The organism is Bacteroidales bacterium (assembly GCA_041671145.1).
Taxonomy (GTDB): domain Bacteria; phylum Bacteroidota; class Bacteroidia; order Bacteroidales; family JAHJDW01; genus JAQUPB01.
In genome coordinates this window covers 1-17,577 of sequence record JBAZBZ010000028.1, presented here as the reverse complement: position 1 = coordinate 17,577, position 17,577 = coordinate 1, and the positions used below count along the sequence as shown (strand labels likewise).

Sequence of the window (17,577 nt, the reverse complement as noted above, 5' to 3'; positions counted from 1 at the left end):
AATTTATGTTTTCCTCGCAGCTCGAAGCTTGTAGCTCGCAGCTATTATTTTACAATTTGAATCTTTTTTCTACCAGATTTTTCAAAATGCCAAACGACGATTTATTTTTATCCCAGTTATATTTTTCGCTTAATCCACTTATGTAATTTTCCGCTTCAGAAATTTCACTGCAGTTTTCATTCAGGAAATTTATTGCATCATTGTAATCTTCCATGTTTCCATCGAAAAGCTCATTTATGAATAAAAACTTTTCGTTTATTCCAATTGACGTTTTAATATCTTTTGATGTTTGATTTTGAATTCTTGATAATATTCTTTTATCTTCCGTTTCACCCGACATTTTATCATTAAACGTAGGTTCGGTTTGGAATTTGTCTTTTAATATTGATATACTGTCACCAAACAAATCAAGTGGTGTTGTTGTTTTTGTTTTACCGGTTGTTTTTATTTCCTCTTTTTTATCCTGTTGAACTAATTTCACTTCTTCTTTTATTTCAGTTGTTTCAGAAATCTTTTTGTTTTCGATTTTTATTTCTTTAGTTATTTCACGTTTTTCTTCAATATCAGTTTTTTCCACTCCGGTAATATTGTTGATTTTATTAAGAATACAGAACTGTTCATACAGTTCTCTCAGATAATTCATAGTAATATCAAGTTCTATCTGCGGAATTTTTTGTTCTTTACTGAGTATGTTTTCTGTTTGTTCGGTAATACTTTCGAGCAAATCAATAATTTTATTTTTTATAATTTCTTTTTCCATTTTTTCTCTTTTTAAAAATCGTGGTATAAAAGTAATATTTTTTTATTCTTTATTTATTAATAAAAATAAAATAATATAAATTCTTTCCTGAAAAAAACATAACTTTGCACACTTTTTCAAGTTATAACAGCCATTGGCAGACAATTTAATCATACAAGGAGCAAAAGAGCACAATCTCAAAAACATTGATGTAACCATTCCGCGTGATAAGCTGGTTGTATTTACCGGTTTAAGCGGAAGCGGCAAATCATCTCTCGCTTTTGACACAATATATGCCGAAGGCCAGCGCCGCTACATTGAAAGTTTTTCGGCTTATGCACGCCAGTTTATCGGAGAACTGAAACGACCTGATGTTGACAATATAATAGGGCTGAGTCCTGTTATTTCAATAGAACAAAGAACGGCAAATAAAAATCCACGTTCTACTGTGGGAACCATCACCGAAATATATGATTATTTACGGTTGTTGTATGCAAGAGTTGCTGATGCTTATTCTTATGTTACAGGCGAAAAAATGGTTAGATATACCGAAGCTCACATAATTGAAGTTATTCTTAATAAATTTAATAATAATAAAATTATTGTTCTTGCTCCTGTTGTTAAAGCCCGAAAAGGACATTACAGGGATTTGTTTGAGCAAATAAGAAGATACGGTTTTATAAAAGTGAGAGTTGATGGAGAAATGCGTGATATAACCGTAAACATGAGCGTGGACAGATATAAAATTCATAATATAGAAATTGTAATTGACAGAATTGATGTTAACGAAAATTCCGAACATCGCGTTAAAAGCTCGGTGCAAACTGCTCTGAAATACGGTAAAGGCGTTTTGATGATACTTGAACAGGAGTCAGAAAAAACAACACATTACAGCAAACACCTTATGTGTCCTACATCGGGAATTTCTTATGATGAACCCGAACCAAACACTTTTTCATTCAATTCTCCTTATGGTGCATGTCCTCATTGCAGCGGACTTGGCGAAATATCAGCAATTGACATAAACAAGCTCATGCCTGATAAAAAAAAGACAATAAGAAAAGGAGGAATTACAGCTATCGGCGATTATAAAAACAACTGGATTTTCAACCAGCTTATTGCAATCGGCGAAAAATTCAATTTTACTATCGACACCAGCATTGAAGATATCCCGGAAGATGCTTTGAATATAATACTTTATGGCTCAGATGAAATCTTCAAAGTAAAAAATGAATTTTTGGGAGTTTACACAAATTACTCTTTAACTTTTAACGGAATAGTAAATTTTATTGTTGAACAAAATAATGAATCCTCATCGGGCGGAATGAGAAAATGGGCGCAGGAATTTATGAATAAAATAAAATGTCCGGAATGTAACGGTGCGAGATTAAAAAAGGAATCTTTGTATTTTAAAATCAATAATAAAAATATTACAGAAATTGCAAATTTTGATATTGTTGCACTGCAAAGCTGGGTGAATAATATAGAGGATGTCCTTTCTGAAAAAAACCATAAGATAGCACAGGAAATAATAAAAGAAATTAAAAACCGCATTAATTTTATTCTTGAAATAGGACTTGATTATTTAACGCTGAACCGAAACACAAACAGTTTGTCGGGTGGCGAATCGCAGCGAATACGACTTGCAACGCAAATAGGCACAAAATTAGTTGGAGTTTTATATATTCTCGATGAACCAAGCATCGGGTTGCATCAAAGAGATAATTTAAAATTAATAAATAATCTCAAAGAACTCAGAGATAACGGCAATTCTGTTATTGTTGTAGAACATGATAAAGAAATGATTTTATCAGCCGACCATGTTATTGATTTAGGACCAAAAGCAGGAATACACGGAGGAAACATAGTTGCAGAAGGTTCTCCCGACAAATTAAAGAATTTCGATTCGCTCACGGCTCAATATATTCGTGGTGAGAAAAAAATAAAAGTTCCCGAAAAAAGAAGAAAGGGAAGCGGTGAATTCCTTAAAATATACGGAGCAAGCGGAAATAATCTTAAAAATCTGAATGTGAGTTTTCCTTTGGGAAAAATGCTCTGCATAACCGGTGTTTCGGGAAGCGGCAAATCATCGCTTGTTAACGAAACTTTATATCCTGTTTTGAGTCATCATTTTTACAGAGCAACCACGAAACCATTGCCGTACAAGTCAATTGAAGGAATTAAGTTCGTTGATAAAGTCATTGAAATAGACCAATCGCCGATAGGAAGAACGCCGCGTTCAAATCCTGCAACATATACAAAAGTATTTGATGATATCAGAAAACTTTTTACCGAACTTCCCGAATCGAAAATCAGGGGCTATTCTCCCGGAAGATTTTCTTTTAATGTAAAAGGAGGAAGATGTGAAGTTTGCCAAGGTGCCGGAATGAAAACAATAGAAATGAATTTTCTGCCCGATGTTTATGTAAACTGTGAAGCATGTCAGGGCAAAAGATATAACCGCGAAACGCTTGAAATAAGGTACAAAGGAAAATCCATAAACGACATCCTTAATTTAAACATTGAACAGGCAGTTGAATTTTTTGAAAATATTCCTTCTATTATTCAAAAAATAAAAACCCTCAAAGATGTGGGTTTGGGTTATATCACACTTGGCCAGCAATCCACAACACTTTCTGGAGGTGAAGCGCAAAGAGTCAAACTCGCTGCTGAACTTTCAAAGAAAGATACGGGAAAAACACTTTACATACTCGATGAGCCAACAACCGGACTCCATTTTGATGATATAAGAATACTGCTTGATGTTTTAAATCGTTTGGCTGACAAGGGAAATACCGTAATAATTATTGAACATAACATGGAAATCATAAAATCATGCGACCATATAATTGATTTGGGCATGGAGGGTGGTGACAGAGGAGGTTATGTTATTTGCGAAGGTTCTCCAGAAGAAATTGCTGAAAACAAAAAAAGTTATACTGCACAATTTTTGAAAAAAGAATTGGTTCTAAAATAAATTCTTGTGAGATAAAAACATTTTCCTGCCAAAAGTTTCACAAATAAGTTACCAATAGTAACTAAATACTTTATGTTCCCATTTGCATTTTAGACCAAATTTTGATAGTTTTGTATTATTAAATCAAAGATTGATATATGATAAAATTTGATGGTGAAGAAAAAATCAGGGATGCTTTTGTACACAGAAGCTGGAGTGAGCAAAAAAGTAACGACTCGTGGCAGATATTTAAAATAATTGCCGAGTTTGTTGAAGGTTTTGAAAAACTTGCTGCTATAGGTCCATGTGTTACGGTTTTCGGCTCTGCACGCACAGACCCAAAACATAAGTATTATAAAATGGCAGAAGAAATCGCTTTCAAATTAACAAAAAATGGATATGGCATAATAACAGGTGGCGGTCCCGGCATCATGGAAGCTGCGAATAAAGGAGCTAAAATGGCAGGAGGAAAATCCGCGGGATTGAATATTGACTTGCCTTTTGAACAAAATCCCAACAAGTATATTGACTCTGATAAACTTGTTTCTTTTCATTATTTCTTTATAAGAAAAGTGATGTTTATGAAATATTCACAGGGCTTTATTGCACTACCCGGTGGATTTGGAACTCTCGATGAAATGTTTGAAGCCATTACACTTATTCAAACTAATAAAATAGCCAGATTTCCAATAATATTAGTTGTCAAAGAATACTGGAACGACCTTTCAAAATGGCTCAAAAATACCGTTTATTTGAAAGAAAAAAATGTAACTAAAAATGATTTGGATTTATTTACTATTGTAGACACTCCCGATGAAGCAATAAATCTGATTAATAAGTTTTATAACAAATATATGCTTAAACCCAATTTTTAATTTTTTTAACAATATCTTAATTCGTAACTTTACAAATGGTAATAGCGTATAAGAAAATTGATAAACTAAAATATTTTGCAAAATGTCAAAAATTATTTTTTTTAATAAAAAATACTTACTTCTTTTCTTTTCTATTTTGATAATCAAGTATTCTTTTGCCCAAAAAAGCGAAAGCGATACTTTAAAAATTAAAAAAGATACCATCAATAAAGAAAAAGAAGGAGACAGTTATGATATATATAAGCTGCCTTCAGTAGGATTTGGACCTTATATTGCTTCTTTTTACGGCGATTTAGGTGAAAAAAAACAAGGTGTTAGTATTAATTCAAATTTTCGTAAAGGAATAAACCTTTTTGTTGAAAAAAGATTTAATGTTGTTGGTATTGCCTTAAACTTAATTGATGGCAAATTATCAGACAGTGAAAAAAGAAAAGGCGGCAGAAGCCTGAATTTTGAAACAAATACATTCGGAATAAATGCAAATGCATACATTCACCTTGATAATGACATTATAATTAATAAAAAATCAAAATTTGCACCATTTGTTTTTGCAGGAATTGGTTTTCTTACTTTTAATCCATACACTGACATTAAAGACGCAAACGGAAAATTATATTTTAACTGGCCTGATGGTTCAATAAGAGACATGGAATATGACGAAAGTAATCCTCAAACAGGAAACATAATAAAAAGAGATTACAAATACGAAACTAAATTAGACAATGAAAATTCATTCAGCAAAATTTGTTTGACATTACAAATGGGATGGGGATTAAAGTACAAATTATCAGATAAGGTTGAAGTTAATTTTACAATGGCTTATTACCATGCAAACAGTGATTACATTGACGGTTACGCAGCAGGCAATCATAAAGACGGATTTATGTTTTCAGGTATTTCGTTGCAGTATAACCTGAGTGGTAAATCAATCAGAGAAATTGAAGATAAATATTATGCAAATGTTGATTTTACCGGATTAGATATTATTGACAGCGACGGAGATGGTGTGAAAGATATTAATGACTTATGTCCCGAAACACCCCAAGGAGTAAAAGTTGATGAAAAAGGATGTCCTCTTGACGAAGATGGAGATGGCGTTCCTGATTATTTGGATAAAGAACCAAATACACCAAAAGAAGCTATAGTTGATGAAAATGGAGTTACTCTTACAGATTCATTGCTATATCAAATGTATATAAGGGATTCTCTAATTGCAAGCGGAAGATATAACATTGACAACACCCAAAATGATGTGCTTGTATTATATCCAACAGGTATAGGAGAAAATGTTACTTACTCATCATATAAAAAACATCCACCTGCAATAGAAAATAATTATTATGATGATAATGTTTTTGAACTTAAATCAAAATACATCGTTATAAAAAATGAAATAAGAGAAAATACTGAAGGGGTTATAAGGCAAAAAGCACCTTTAGTTACAGAAATTTCAGAATCACAAAAAGGAATAGTTTACAGAATTCAGATATGCTCATCATCGTATAAAGTTAGCCGAAGTTATTTCCTTTTCAATTATAATATTCTTGATGAAGTTTTCATAAGTTTACAGCAAGATAAATACAAATACGCTATTGGCTCATTCGATAGTTATGAACAGGCAAAGCAATTTAATGATGAATTTAAAAAGAAAATTGATGTTGGTTCATTTGTTACACCTTATAAAGATGGTGTAAGAATTACTATCGCAGAAGCAATAAAGGAATTAGGAAAATAAATTAAATCTTTATTTAATACTGCAAACGGTTAAAAATTTAACTTTTTGCTGAAACAAAATTGTTTAATTGATAAATTTCTATAAGTAAACAATACATAAAAAAGATAGAAACAACAATTTAACAATTCAACCATTTAGCAATTTTAAGTATATTAAAAGGCAGCAATATTCAATTATTGCTGTTTTTTTTATTTTATGAAAATATAAATATTTAAGATTTTATATAAATTTGCATGAATTTTGCGTTATTGTAAAATAAATAATTTGTTATTAATTTTTTATTACTAATTTTGGGGACTTTAAAAATGAAAAAAATACTTTTAATATTAGCATTAGTGGTTTTTTCAACCATGTCAACTTTCAGCCAGAAGTTTGCTTATGTTGATACAAAGTACATTCTGGAAAATATGCCTGAATACAATGCAGCGCAAGCCCAATTGGATCAAATATCCATTGATTGGCAAAAAGAAATTGAAGCTAAATTTGCCGAAATAGATAAACTTTATAAAGCTTTTCAAGCCGAACAGATTTTGTTACCGGAAGAAATAAAAAAATCACGTCAGGAAGAAATTATCAAAAAAGAAAAAGAAGCTAAAGACCTCCAAAAACAAAGATTCGGAAATAACGGTGATTTGTTTAAAAAACGACAGGAACTTATTAAACCCATACAGGATAAAGTTTACAATGCAATAAATGAAATAGCAACGACCGGAAACTATATGGTTATTTTTGATAAATCAGGTGATTTAATAATGTTATATTCAAATCCCCGACTCGATTTAAGCGACCAGGTTTTGGAAAAATTTGGATACAAACCCGGAACATTCAATACTAATAAAGAAGGAAATAAACAAAAAAATAATTATTAATAACTTAAAAAAAATAAAAATGAGAAAATTAATTGCAGCCGGTATTTTGATTTTATTATTTTCTGCTGCTAACATATCGGCACAAACAAAGCAAAAAATAGGTCATATCAATTCAGAAGAATTGTTACAAGCAATGCCACAAAGAGATTCGATTAAAACAAAAATTGAAACTCTTGCTAAAACCCTTGACACACAGTTAAAAGCCATGGAAGCCGAATTGCAGACAAAATATACCGAATACATGAGCAAAGAAAAAGAATATACTGATTTGATTAAACAAACTAAACAAAAAGAATTAAGCGAACTTCAATCGCGAATTCAGGAATTCCAGCAAAATTCACAGGAAGAGCTTCAGAAAAAGCAAAATGAATATTTATCTCCTATTATTGATAAAGCAAAAAAAGCAATCGAAGATGTTGCTAAAGAAAACGGATACACTTATGTTTTTGATGCAAGTCAATCGGTAGGCGCAGTATTATATAGCGACAAAAGCGATGATATTACAACTCTGGTGAAGAAAAAATTAGGACTTATAAAATAAGTTTATAGTTTTCGGTTTCCTGTTTTCAGTTCAAAGTCAATAGTCATCGGTAAAAACTTCGACATTCGATATTCATTATTCGATGTTCGATATTTTTTAATTTGTATTCATAAACCTAAAGTTATTTTCTTCTAACTGCAAATAACAAACTTTTTCAATCTCTCATTTATCATACCAGCTTGCATACATTGCATAACTTTTTGCAATGCGTTCTATTTGCCCTTCCATTAAATCTTTACTTATTGATTTTATTTTTTTTGCAGGAACACCGGCATAAACGCTTCCCGATTCAATAGTTGTATTTTCTAGAACAACCGAACCGGCAGCAACAACGCAATTACTTTCCACAACCGCTCCATCCATTATTATGGCGCCCATACCTATGAGAACGTTATCCTTAATAGTACAGCCGTGAATTATTGCATTATGTGCAATTGTAACATTATTACCGATATTCACAGATGCCTTTTTATATGTGCAGTGAATTACAGCGCCATCCTGAACATTCACATTGTTTCCTATTTTTATGGAATGCACATCGCCTCTCACAACCGTATTAAACCAAACACTGCAATTATCACCTATTTCAACTTCTCCGATTAAAGTTGCATTATCGGCAAGAAAACAGTTGTTTCCTATTTTAGGCGTATTCCCTTTTATTGATTTTATTAAAGCCATAAGTTTTTCATTAATCATTAAAACAAATTTAATTAAAATTTTGATAATATTAATTTTTATTCTTACATTTGCATTTCTTAAAGGCAAAGATATAAAATGAGGGGACGGAAAGTCCCCTCTTGTTTTAAACAAAATTTTATGCTCAGCATCGAAAATGTTAAAAATATTATTGAAGAAAAAATAAAAGAAAGTGATAAATTCATTGTGGATGTTAAGATTTCATCAAACAATAAAATTTTAATTTCACTCGACAGTGTTCAAAATATAACCATTGGCGAATGTGCTGAAATAAGCAGATTTATTGAAACAAAACTTAACAGAGATAATGAAGATTTTGAACTTGAAGTTTCATCACCGGGTTTGAACCAGCCGTTTAAAGTTTTCAGGCAGTATTTGAAAAATATTAATAAAGATGTCAGTGTTGTTGGTTATGATGGAATTAAACGAACAGGAAAATTATTAAAAGCCGATGAAAACGGCATTGAAATTCAGGTTATGAAAAAGCAAGCCAAAAATAAATTTAGTACCGAAACTCAAAATATACCATATAAACTCATTAAAGAAACCAAATCATTTATAAAATTTTAAATTAAAATAAAATGGAAAATCTGAATTTAGTTGAATCATTTGCAGAATTTAAAGATATAAAAAACATCGACCGTGTTACAATGATGCGTATTCTTGAAGATACTCTGAAAAACATGATTCAAAAGAAATACGGTTCAACCGACAATTTCGATATTGTTGTGAATATAGATAAAGGCGACCTTGAAGTATGGCATTCAAGAACAATTGTTGAAGACAGTGCTTTACAAGACCCTAATACAGAAATTGCTTATTCCGATGCAATAAAAATCGAACCCGATTTTGAAATCGGTGAAGAAGTTTCCGAAATAATTGACATGAATCAGTTCGGAAGAAGAGCTATTCTTTCATTACGTCAGCACCTTGCTTCGAGAGTTCTGGAACTCGAAAAAGATTCCATTTATAAAAAATATAAAGACAGAGTCGGAGAAATTATCACCGGCGAAGTATATCAGGTATGGAAAAAAGAAATTATGATTATTGACGATGAAGGAAATGAACTTATACTTCCCAAATCGGAACAAATACCAACTGATTTTTACCGAAAAGGAGATACAATAAGAGCGGTTGTTTTAAAAGTGGATATGAAAAACAATAATCCCCAAATCATTCTTTCTCGCACATCTTCTGCTTTTCTTGAGAGATTGTTTGAATCGGAAGTTCCCGAAGTGTTTGATGGTTTAATAACAATCAAAAAAATAGTACGGGTGCCGGGCGAAAGAGCAAAAGTAGCAGTAGAATCTTATGACGACAGAATTGACCCTGTAGGTGCATGTGTTGGAATGAAAGGTTCAAGAATTCACGGAATTGTACGTGAATTGCGTAATGAAAATATTGACGTAATTAATTACACAAACAATTTAACATTGTTTATTACAAGAGCATTGAGTCCTGCGAAAATCATATCGGTAAAAATTGATGAAGAAAATAAAAAAGCTGAAGTTTTCTTAAAACCCGATCAGGTTTCACTCGCCATTGGCAAAGGAGGGTTTAATATAAAGTTAGCAGGAAAACTTACAGGATACGAAATTGATGTTTACAGAGATTCTGAACCCGATGTTGAAGATGTTGACCTTAATGAATTCAGTGACGAAATTGACGAATGGATAATTGACGAATTGAAAGCCATTGGTTGCGACACTGCAAAAAGTGTTTTGGAAATGAGCGTGGATGACCTTGTAAAACGCACCGACCTTGAAGAAGGAACTATCAAGGAAGTTGTTAAAATTTTAAAAGAAGAATTCGAATAGGTTAATAAACTTTTTTATAAAATAAAAGTAATACATTTGTATAATTATTATTTGATGCTGAATTGCAGTGATAATATAAATTAAAAAACAAGTAACAATAAATTTTATATGACCGAAGAGAATATACAAGTTAAACGGCTTGGTAAAGTTGCAAGAGAGTTAAATATTGGAATGCATACTATTGTTGAATTTCTTATAAGAAAAGGGCATAAGGTTGATAACAATCCCAATGCAAAAATTGATGAGAAAACTTATGAGATTCTGCTTGCAGAATTTCAATCCGAAAAATCCGTTAAAGAAAAGTCAAAACTTATATCTATAGGAACTGCAAGAAAAGAGACCATTACTATTGATGACAACAAAATTGAAGCCCCCTCCGTTAACAATGAAATTGAATCAAAAGAGTTACTTATAAAATCAACGCAACAAACTTCCGCAAAAGAAGACAGCAAAACAGAAACTGTTACAAAATCCAAAGAAGATACAGAAACAAAAAGCAAAGAAAAAAAGGAAAAACCAAAAGAAATTTCCAAATACGAGGATAAGGAAATTGACGAAATAAATTTAAAAATTGTAGGAAAGATAGAATTAAAAAAAGAAAAAAGAGGAACAAAAGAAAAAGAAAAAAAATCAGATAAAAAGAAGAAAGAGGAAGAACCCACAATTCATGAAAACGGGCAAACGGCAGAAGTTCCAATAGAAGTTGAAAATAAAGAAACAATAACTCCAACTGAGATTGAGATTATCCCCGAGATTGAAGAAAAAGTGGAGGATATACTTTATAAAACAGAAATAAAAAAACTTGAAGGTCCCACAATACTTGGAAAAATTGAGTTGCCTGTTGAAAAAACCGAAGAACAAAAAAAGCTTGCAGGCTCATCTCCCTCTCATCCTTTTGACCCTTCAAAAAGGAAAAAAAGAAAAAGAATAAAAAAAGAATGGAAGAAACATAAAGAAGTTGATTTGGCCGGAACTCAGGAAAAAAGGGAAAAACATCATAAGGAAAGTACCTATAATTTTAAAGACAAGAGAAAAAAACAAATAGTAAGAGTTGAACCAACCGCAGAGGAAATTCAAAAACAAATAAAAGAAACTCTTGCAAAATTAAGTGGTACCGGAAAATCAAAAACTTCAAAATACAGAAGAATAAAACGTGAAGAAGTAAGTCAAAAAAATATTGAAGAACAGGAAAAACAGGAAATCGAAAAGAAAATCATTAAAGTTACCGAGTTCGTAACTGCCAATGAACTGGCAACAATGATGAATGTTCCCGTTACCGAAATCATTTCAAACTGCATGCATTTAGGAATGTTTGTTTCCATAAATCAGCGGCTCGATGCTGAGACATTGACAATAGTTGCTGAAGAATTCGGTTATAAAGTGGAGTTTGTGAGTGTGGAAGTTCAGGAATCAATAAAAACTGAAGAAGACAAAGAAGAAGATTTAAAGCCAAGAGCACCAATTGTAACAGTTATGGGACATGTTGACCATGGCAAAACATCATTATTAGATTATATAAGGAAAACCAATGTTATTGCAGGTGAAGCAGGCGGTATCACTCAACATATAGGTGCTTATGAAGTATGTTTGGAGAACGGGAAAAAAATAACATTTCTTGATACACCCGGTCACGAAGCTTTCACAGCAATGCGTGCAAGAGGTGCAAAAGTTACCGATGTTGTTATTTTGGTTGTTGCCGCCGATGACAGTGTTATGCCTCAGACAATTGAAGCCATTAATCATGCACAGGCAGCCGGTGTACCAATTGTTATAGCGATAAATAAAATTGATAAACCAAATGCAAATGTTGACAAAATAAAACAAGAGCTTTCTAATGTAAACATTCTTGTTGAGGATTGGGGAGGGAAATATCAATTTCAGGAAATTTCGGCAAAAAAAGGAATTAACATTGATTCATTACTTGTGAAAGTACTTCTCGAAGCCGAAATGCTGGATTTAAAAGCTAATCCTAAGAAAATGGCTGTTGGCACGGTTATCGAATCCACACTTGATAAAGGAAGAGGTTATGTTGTAACTATATTAGTTGAATCAGGAACACTTAAAATCGGAGATATAGTTTTAGCAGGTTATCATTTTGGCAGAGTTAAAGCGATGTTCAATGAAAGAAATCAAAGAGTTGAAACAGCAGGTCCTTCCACTCCGGTACTTATTCTCGGCTTGGACGGTGCTCCGCAGGCAGGTGATAAATTCAATGTAATGGAAGATGAAAAAGAAACGAAAAATATTGCTTATAAACGGCAGCAATTGCAAAGAGAACAAGGCATAAGAACGCAGAAACACATTACACTTGATGAAATCGGAAGAAGAATTGCCATTGGTGATTTCAAGGAACTTAATATAATTGTTAAAGGTGATGTTGACGGCTCAATAGAAGCTATTTCAGATTCGTTACTGAAATTATCCACTCCGAAAATACAGGTAAGTGTAATTCATAAATCCGTTGGACAGGTTACCGAATCTGATGTATTGTTGGCATCAGCTTCCGATGCAATTATTATTGCTTTTCAGGTTCGCCCTTCGCTGAATGCGCGAAAACTTGCCGAGCAGGAACAAATTGATATTAGAAATTATTCAATTATTTACGATGCAATTGAAGAAGTGAGAGCTGCTATGGAAGGTATGCTATCACCGGAGATACAGGAAAAAATTACATGCAATATCGAAATAAGAGAAGTTTTCAATATTACTAAAACAGGTAACGTGGCAGGCTGTTATGTTCTTGATGGAAAAGTTAACAGGAATACCAAAATCCGTCTGATTCGCAATGGCATTGTTGTTCATACCGGCGTTCTTGCTTCTTTAAAACGCTTTAAAGATGATGCCAAAGAAGTGCTTTCGGGATATGAATGTGGATTGAATATTGCCAATTTCAACGACATTAAAGCAGGCGATATTATTGAAGGATACGAAGAAATTGAAGTTAAAGCAAAATTGTAATAAATTATATTACTTTTTTACACTACGATTGCAAAGGGAGCTACCAATCTTTTTTTCTTAATTTTTTAATTTCCGCATTTCGTTTCTTGGATTCTAAACGTCTTTCTTTTGAGCTTCTGGAAGGTTTTGTTGGTTTTCGTTTTTTACGTACAATAAAACATTTATTGAGTAACTCATAAAACTTTTTTATAGCAATTTCTTTATTTCCTAATTGATTTCTCTCGGTTTGAGAAATTACCTGCAATATTCCTTCTTTTGAAATTCTATTCGTGAGTTTTTGCAGAATGATTTGTTTTTGCTCTTCGGTAAGCAAAGCAGAATTTATAATATCAAAATCAAGTTCCACTTTTGATGAAACTTTATTTACGTTTTGTCCTCCAGCGCCACTGCTTCGTGAAGTTTTAAAACGAAACTCCGAATCGAATTGTATTCCTTTGATATTCACAAACTAAAATTAAGTTTTTTTATAATGACTGCATAAAAAGTGCAAAGTAACAAACTAAGCACAACTATTCTAATGCCGATTTTTTTATTTATCAGCACAAACAAAAAATTCCTAAACTTTAAACATTAAACCGAAAACTAATTTAGAACCCTATATTAGCTCCGACTACATAAGTGTTGGTATTGCCCCAATAGAATTCGGGATTGTATTTTAAATAATTGCCGGTTATAAAGTTGTTTATATATTCAAAAGATAAAAAAACATCATTTATCAATTCATAACTTATTTTTACGGATACAGCTTTGCTTTGCCATTCAACATTTTTCATAAAAGGCAATCCTAATCCATTTTTTGCTGTTCCTGTATAAACATATTCGGGTCCTTTTTTCGAATCGGTATATGAAATATCGGTTGTTAATCCTCTTATTGGTTTATAACGTAAGCAGAAATAATATTCTTCGGCATTATCTTTTAAATAATATCCGAGATTGTATTTATTTGATTCGAAAGTGGTAGTTGGTATAAAATGCCTGTAGGCAAAAGGATTTGAACGTGTATATTCAGCAATAAATGAAAGATTTTTTATTGGAAAACTACTTAATCTGAAACCTAATTTCCCGCTGAGCCAGTTTGACTGTAAGCTGTCATTCCACATATTTCTGATAGAAATTTCATCAACATAGAACGAAGTGTATAAATGCAGATTTTTAATATTTCTTGAACTTATGTCGAAATACATTTGTGCATTTTGTCCGGTATTATTAGACATAGTATTTAAGCTGTGGTCAACAGCTTTGTAAAACATAACGGGAATGAGGTATCCGGGATGAACGCCAATATCACTGTATATTATAGAATTCCCAATAGAAATATTTAAAAACTTAACAGGAGTAATTGTAAGTATGTTTGCGGCAAGAAACTTAGGATATATAACTGTTCTGGTGCCATACATAAATTTATAGCTTCTTAAACTATCTGTCACATCAGAAACAATCCAGCCATGAATATACGTAAAATCGAGCCATTTGACAGGGTTTAAATGAAGTTTAATAAAAGGAAAAGAAGGTGGTTTGTCCGAAAATATATTTGCTCCATTATAATTATTTCCCCATGTAAATTGGTCTTTTAAAATTCCTATTGAACCCCATTTCCACGAATAGATAATACCGCCGCGTTCTTCTTCGAAATCGCCGCCTTTTCCATCAAACTTGAATATTCCACCTTGTTGCTGAATCAAATATTGTGTTTTTGCAAAAAGTTCGCTCTCATAATTATCACGCAAGCTTGAATATACACCAAGATGTTTTCCAATGTATGCATATCCTTCCGCACCGTTCCAGCGATGATAATTATCACCGTTTTCATTTAAAAAATATTTGTATCCCAAAACAGGATTTATAGTTAAAGTGAAAATAGAATCTTTATAATAAAATAAATCTGTTTTTACATTTTTGTATGCAGTATCTTTTGAAAACTTTTTAATGAAATGCTTCCCTAAAAAAATGTTCATTTGCAAACCCGGTAATTCTTTTCCATAATCTTTCAGATAGAAAGCAAGTTCTTTTTTCTGGCGTTTATTAAGCGCATATCCTTTTTCATCTGCTTCCTTAAGTTTTTTTGCAATATAAATTCTGGAATATGGCTTTATTGCAGAGTTTAATGAAATTATTTTGCCGTTTGCAAGTTCATCTAAAAATTCGTAAATAGCTGTATTGCTAATGGAAGTATAAACTTCCTGAGAATAAGATTTAGCAGAAATCAGAAATAATAGAAGAATAATTATTTTTTTCATTAAATATTAAAATATATCAAAAAGAAATCAAAAAATAGTTTTACGTGAATTTGAAATTAAAGTTTGTAAGGATAAAATATTTTTTAATTTTACAACTTAATTTCCCGCTTCAATTAGCTTTCAAATTTATGAGTTTTCATTTGTTCGAGAATATCAGAATTGCATTAAATTCCGTTAGAAGCCATTTGCTAAGAACTATTTTGACAGTGCTTATCATTGCTTTTGGTATTATGGCGCTTGTAGGAATTCTCACTGCAATAGAATCCATAAAATCTTCAATAAGCAGTAATTTTTCACGTCTCGGAGCAAATTCTTTTACTATTCGCGGAAGTGATATGAACATTCATGTTGGACATGGAGGCAGAAAACCGAAAATATTTCTTAAAATAACTTATCACGAAGCAATGAATTTTATTGGAGCATTTGAATTTCCTGCAAGTGTTTCAGTATCGGTTCTTGCATCGGGTGCAACTACCGTTAAATATCAGTCGAAAAAAACAAATCCTAATGTAGGTTTAATAGGTGCTACTGAAAATAATTTTTATAACCGGGGATATGAAATTGAAAAAGGCAGAAATTTAAGTCCTCAGGAATATATATTAGGCAATAATGTAACAGTTATAGGAAGCGAAATTGCTTCTACTTTATTTGGAAAAGAAAATCCTTTAAATAAAGTAATTGAAATTGGAAACGGAAAGTATAAAGTAATCGGAGTGATTAAAGAAAAAGGTTCAAGCATCGGCTTTAGCGGCGACCGAATTTGCTTCATTTCATTGAATAATGCACGCCGGAATTTTCCTCAACCCGACCAATCGTATACTATTGCAGTACGAGTAAATAACCCGCAACAAGTTAAACCTGCGATTAGTGAAGCCACGGGCTTGTTTCGCAATATCAGAAAATTAAGTATATATCAAGTAGACAATTTTGAAGTTGCCAAAAGTGATAATATCGCCGAAATGTTAATAGATAACATAAAGCGTGTTACTATATCAGCAACAATTATCGGATTTATAACTTTACTTGGTGCTGCGATAGGATTGATGAACATTATGCTTGTATCGGTTACAGAGAGAACCCGTGAAATTGGAATTAGAAAAGCAACAGGTGCAAATAAAAGTACAATAAAAAGACAATTTCTTGTTGAAGCAATTGTAATTTGCCAGATGGGAGGTATGCTGGGAATAATACTTGGAATACTTATAGGAAATATGATTTCATTGTTGATAGGAAGCAGTTTTATTGTTCCGTGGAAATGGATTTTTTCGGGAATTGTTTTGTGTTTTGGGGTTGGTTTGATTTCGGGTTATTATCCTGCAGCAAAAGCATCTAACTTAGACCCCATCGAGTCATTGCGTTATGAATAAATAATAATACATATATTTTTGACTTCTATGTTAAGTATCAATTCACATTTTACATAACGTTAGTTAATATTTGTTAATTTTTTTTTGGAAAATAGAAAATTAAAATAAATTTACATCTCTTTTAAAAACATATAAATATTATGAAAGCAAATAGTAAAAGATTTTTTTTATCTGTATTTACATCAGTTTTTTTTGTTATTGTTTTTGCACAGCAAAAAAATAACGACCCTGTTCTTCTCACAATCGCAGGAAAGCCCATTACTAAATCGGAGTTTATGGCGGTTTACCTGAAAAATAATAATAAAGGTAGCGACTTGAAACAGGAAAGCATTTCTGATTATCTTGAAATGTACATAAACTTTAGATTGAAAGTAAAAGAAGCCGAAGAGCTTGGTTATGACACCACCAAAAGTTTTGTCAGCGAACTTAACGGTTATCGCAAACAATTGGCACAGCCATATCTTGCTGATAAAGAAGCAAACGATAAACTTATTAATGAAGCTTATGATAGAATGAAGAAAAAAATAAGAGCAAGTCATATTTTAATTAACTGCATTTCCGAAGCTCTTCCCAAAGATACGCTTGCCGCTTACAATAAAATAATGCAAATCAGAGAAAGAATTTTAAAAGGAGAAGATTTTTCAACTGTTGCAAAAGAAGTTTCCGATGATTATACAGCTAAAGATGTACCTGCTTCAAAAATGAGTTCGTTAAAAAAAGGTAATGGCGGCGACCTTGGCTATTTCACTGTTTTCAACATGGTTTATCCTTTTGAAACTGTTGCTTA

The 17,577-nt window shown here is 32.0% G+C and carries 14 protein-coding genes; 10 read left to right on the top strand and 4 right to left on the bottom strand.

Annotated features, from left to right (window positions below; translation table 11 throughout):
• Positions 1-49 precede the first annotated feature (49 nt).
• Positions 50-760 (bottom strand): hypothetical protein, encoded by a 711-nt coding sequence (locus WC223_09495; GenBank protein MFA6924473.1) that lies wholly within the window; start codon positions 758-760, stop codon positions 50-52.
• A 133-nt stretch (positions 761-893) separates the two neighbouring features.
• Here WC223_09495 and uvrA point away from each other — a divergent pair, with 133 nt between their 5' ends.
• The 5 genes from uvrA (at position 894) to WC223_09470 (ending at position 7,715) form a co-directional block, all read left to right on the top strand.
• Positions 894-3,716, top strand: a complete 2,823-nt coding sequence (uvrA, locus tag WC223_09490; protein ID MFA6924472.1) for an excinuclease ABC subunit UvrA — start codon at positions 894-896, stop codon at positions 3,714-3,716.
• A 137-nt stretch (positions 3,717-3,853) separates the two neighbouring features.
• Positions 3,854-4,570, top strand: coding sequence for a TIGR00730 family Rossman fold protein (locus tag WC223_09485; GenBank protein MFA6924471.1), 717 nt, complete (start codon positions 3,854-3,856; stop codon positions 4,568-4,570).
• 82 nt (positions 4,571-4,652) lie between these two features.
• Complete coding sequence (locus tag WC223_09480) at positions 4,653-6,305, top strand: thrombospondin type 3 repeat-containing protein (protein MFA6924470.1); 1,653 nt, start codon at positions 4,653-4,655, stop codon at positions 6,303-6,305.
• A 305-nt stretch (positions 6,306-6,610) separates the two neighbouring features.
• On the top strand, positions 6,611-7,174 hold the full coding sequence (locus WC223_09475; protein ID MFA6924469.1) for an OmpH family outer membrane protein: 564 nt from the start codon (positions 6,611-6,613) through the stop codon (positions 7,172-7,174).
• 19 nt (positions 7,175-7,193) lie between these two features.
• A complete protein-coding gene (locus tag WC223_09470) occupies positions 7,194-7,715 on the top strand; it encodes an OmpH family outer membrane protein (GenBank protein MFA6924468.1) in 522 nt (173 codons plus the stop codon).
• A 162-nt stretch (positions 7,716-7,877) separates the two neighbouring features.
• Here the strand turns inward: WC223_09470 and WC223_09465 are convergent, their stop codons facing one another.
• Positions 7,878-8,393, bottom strand: coding sequence for a gamma carbonic anhydrase family protein (locus WC223_09465; GenBank protein ID MFA6924467.1), 516 nt, complete (start codon positions 8,391-8,393; stop codon positions 7,878-7,880).
• Between the two features lie 138 nt (positions 8,394-8,531).
• On the opposite strand from WC223_09465, the gene rimP reads away from it, so the two are divergent.
• From rimP to infB, 3 genes are all read left to right on the top strand, one after another.
• Positions 8,532-8,981: a ribosome assembly cofactor RimP gene (gene rimP / locus WC223_09460; protein ID MFA6924466.1), complete on the top strand. Its 450-nt coding sequence runs from the start codon at positions 8,532-8,534 to the stop codon at positions 8,979-8,981.
• An 11-nt stretch (positions 8,982-8,992) separates the two neighbouring features.
• Positions 8,993-10,228: a transcription termination factor NusA gene (gene nusA, locus WC223_09455; GenBank protein MFA6924465.1), complete on the top strand. Its 1,236-nt coding sequence runs from the start codon at positions 8,993-8,995 to the stop codon at positions 10,226-10,228.
• Positions 10,229-10,336: 108 nt separating this feature from the next.
• Positions 10,337-13,186, top strand: a complete 2,850-nt coding sequence (gene infB / locus WC223_09450; protein ID MFA6924464.1) for a translation initiation factor IF-2 — start codon at positions 10,337-10,339, stop codon at positions 13,184-13,186.
• Positions 13,187-13,226: 40 nt separating this feature from the next.
• On the opposite strand, the gene arfB is transcribed toward infB, so the two are convergent.
• Together arfB and WC223_09440 are read right to left on the bottom strand one after the other, a co-directional pair.
• The gene (arfB, locus tag WC223_09445; GenBank protein ID MFA6924463.1) at positions 13,227-13,631 is read right to left on the bottom strand and encodes an alternative ribosome rescue aminoacyl-tRNA hydrolase ArfB; all 405 of its coding nucleotides are present in this window, start codon (positions 13,629-13,631) and stop codon (positions 13,227-13,229) included.
• A gap of 142 nt (positions 13,632-13,773) precedes the next feature.
• Complete coding sequence (locus WC223_09440; protein MFA6924462.1) at positions 13,774-15,423, bottom strand: hypothetical protein; 1,650 nt, start codon at positions 15,421-15,423, stop codon at positions 13,774-13,776.
• 128 nt (positions 15,424-15,551) lie between these two features.
• Here WC223_09440 and WC223_09435 point away from each other — a divergent pair, with 128 nt between their 5' ends.
• On the top strand, positions 15,552-16,790 hold the full coding sequence (locus WC223_09435; protein MFA6924461.1) for an ABC transporter permease: 1,239 nt from the start codon (positions 15,552-15,554) through the stop codon (positions 16,788-16,790).
• Positions 16,791-16,930: 140 nt separating this feature from the next.
• The coding region (locus WC223_09430; protein MFA6924460.1) for a peptidylprolyl isomerase at positions 16,931-17,577 on the top strand (647 nt) is incomplete at its 3' end.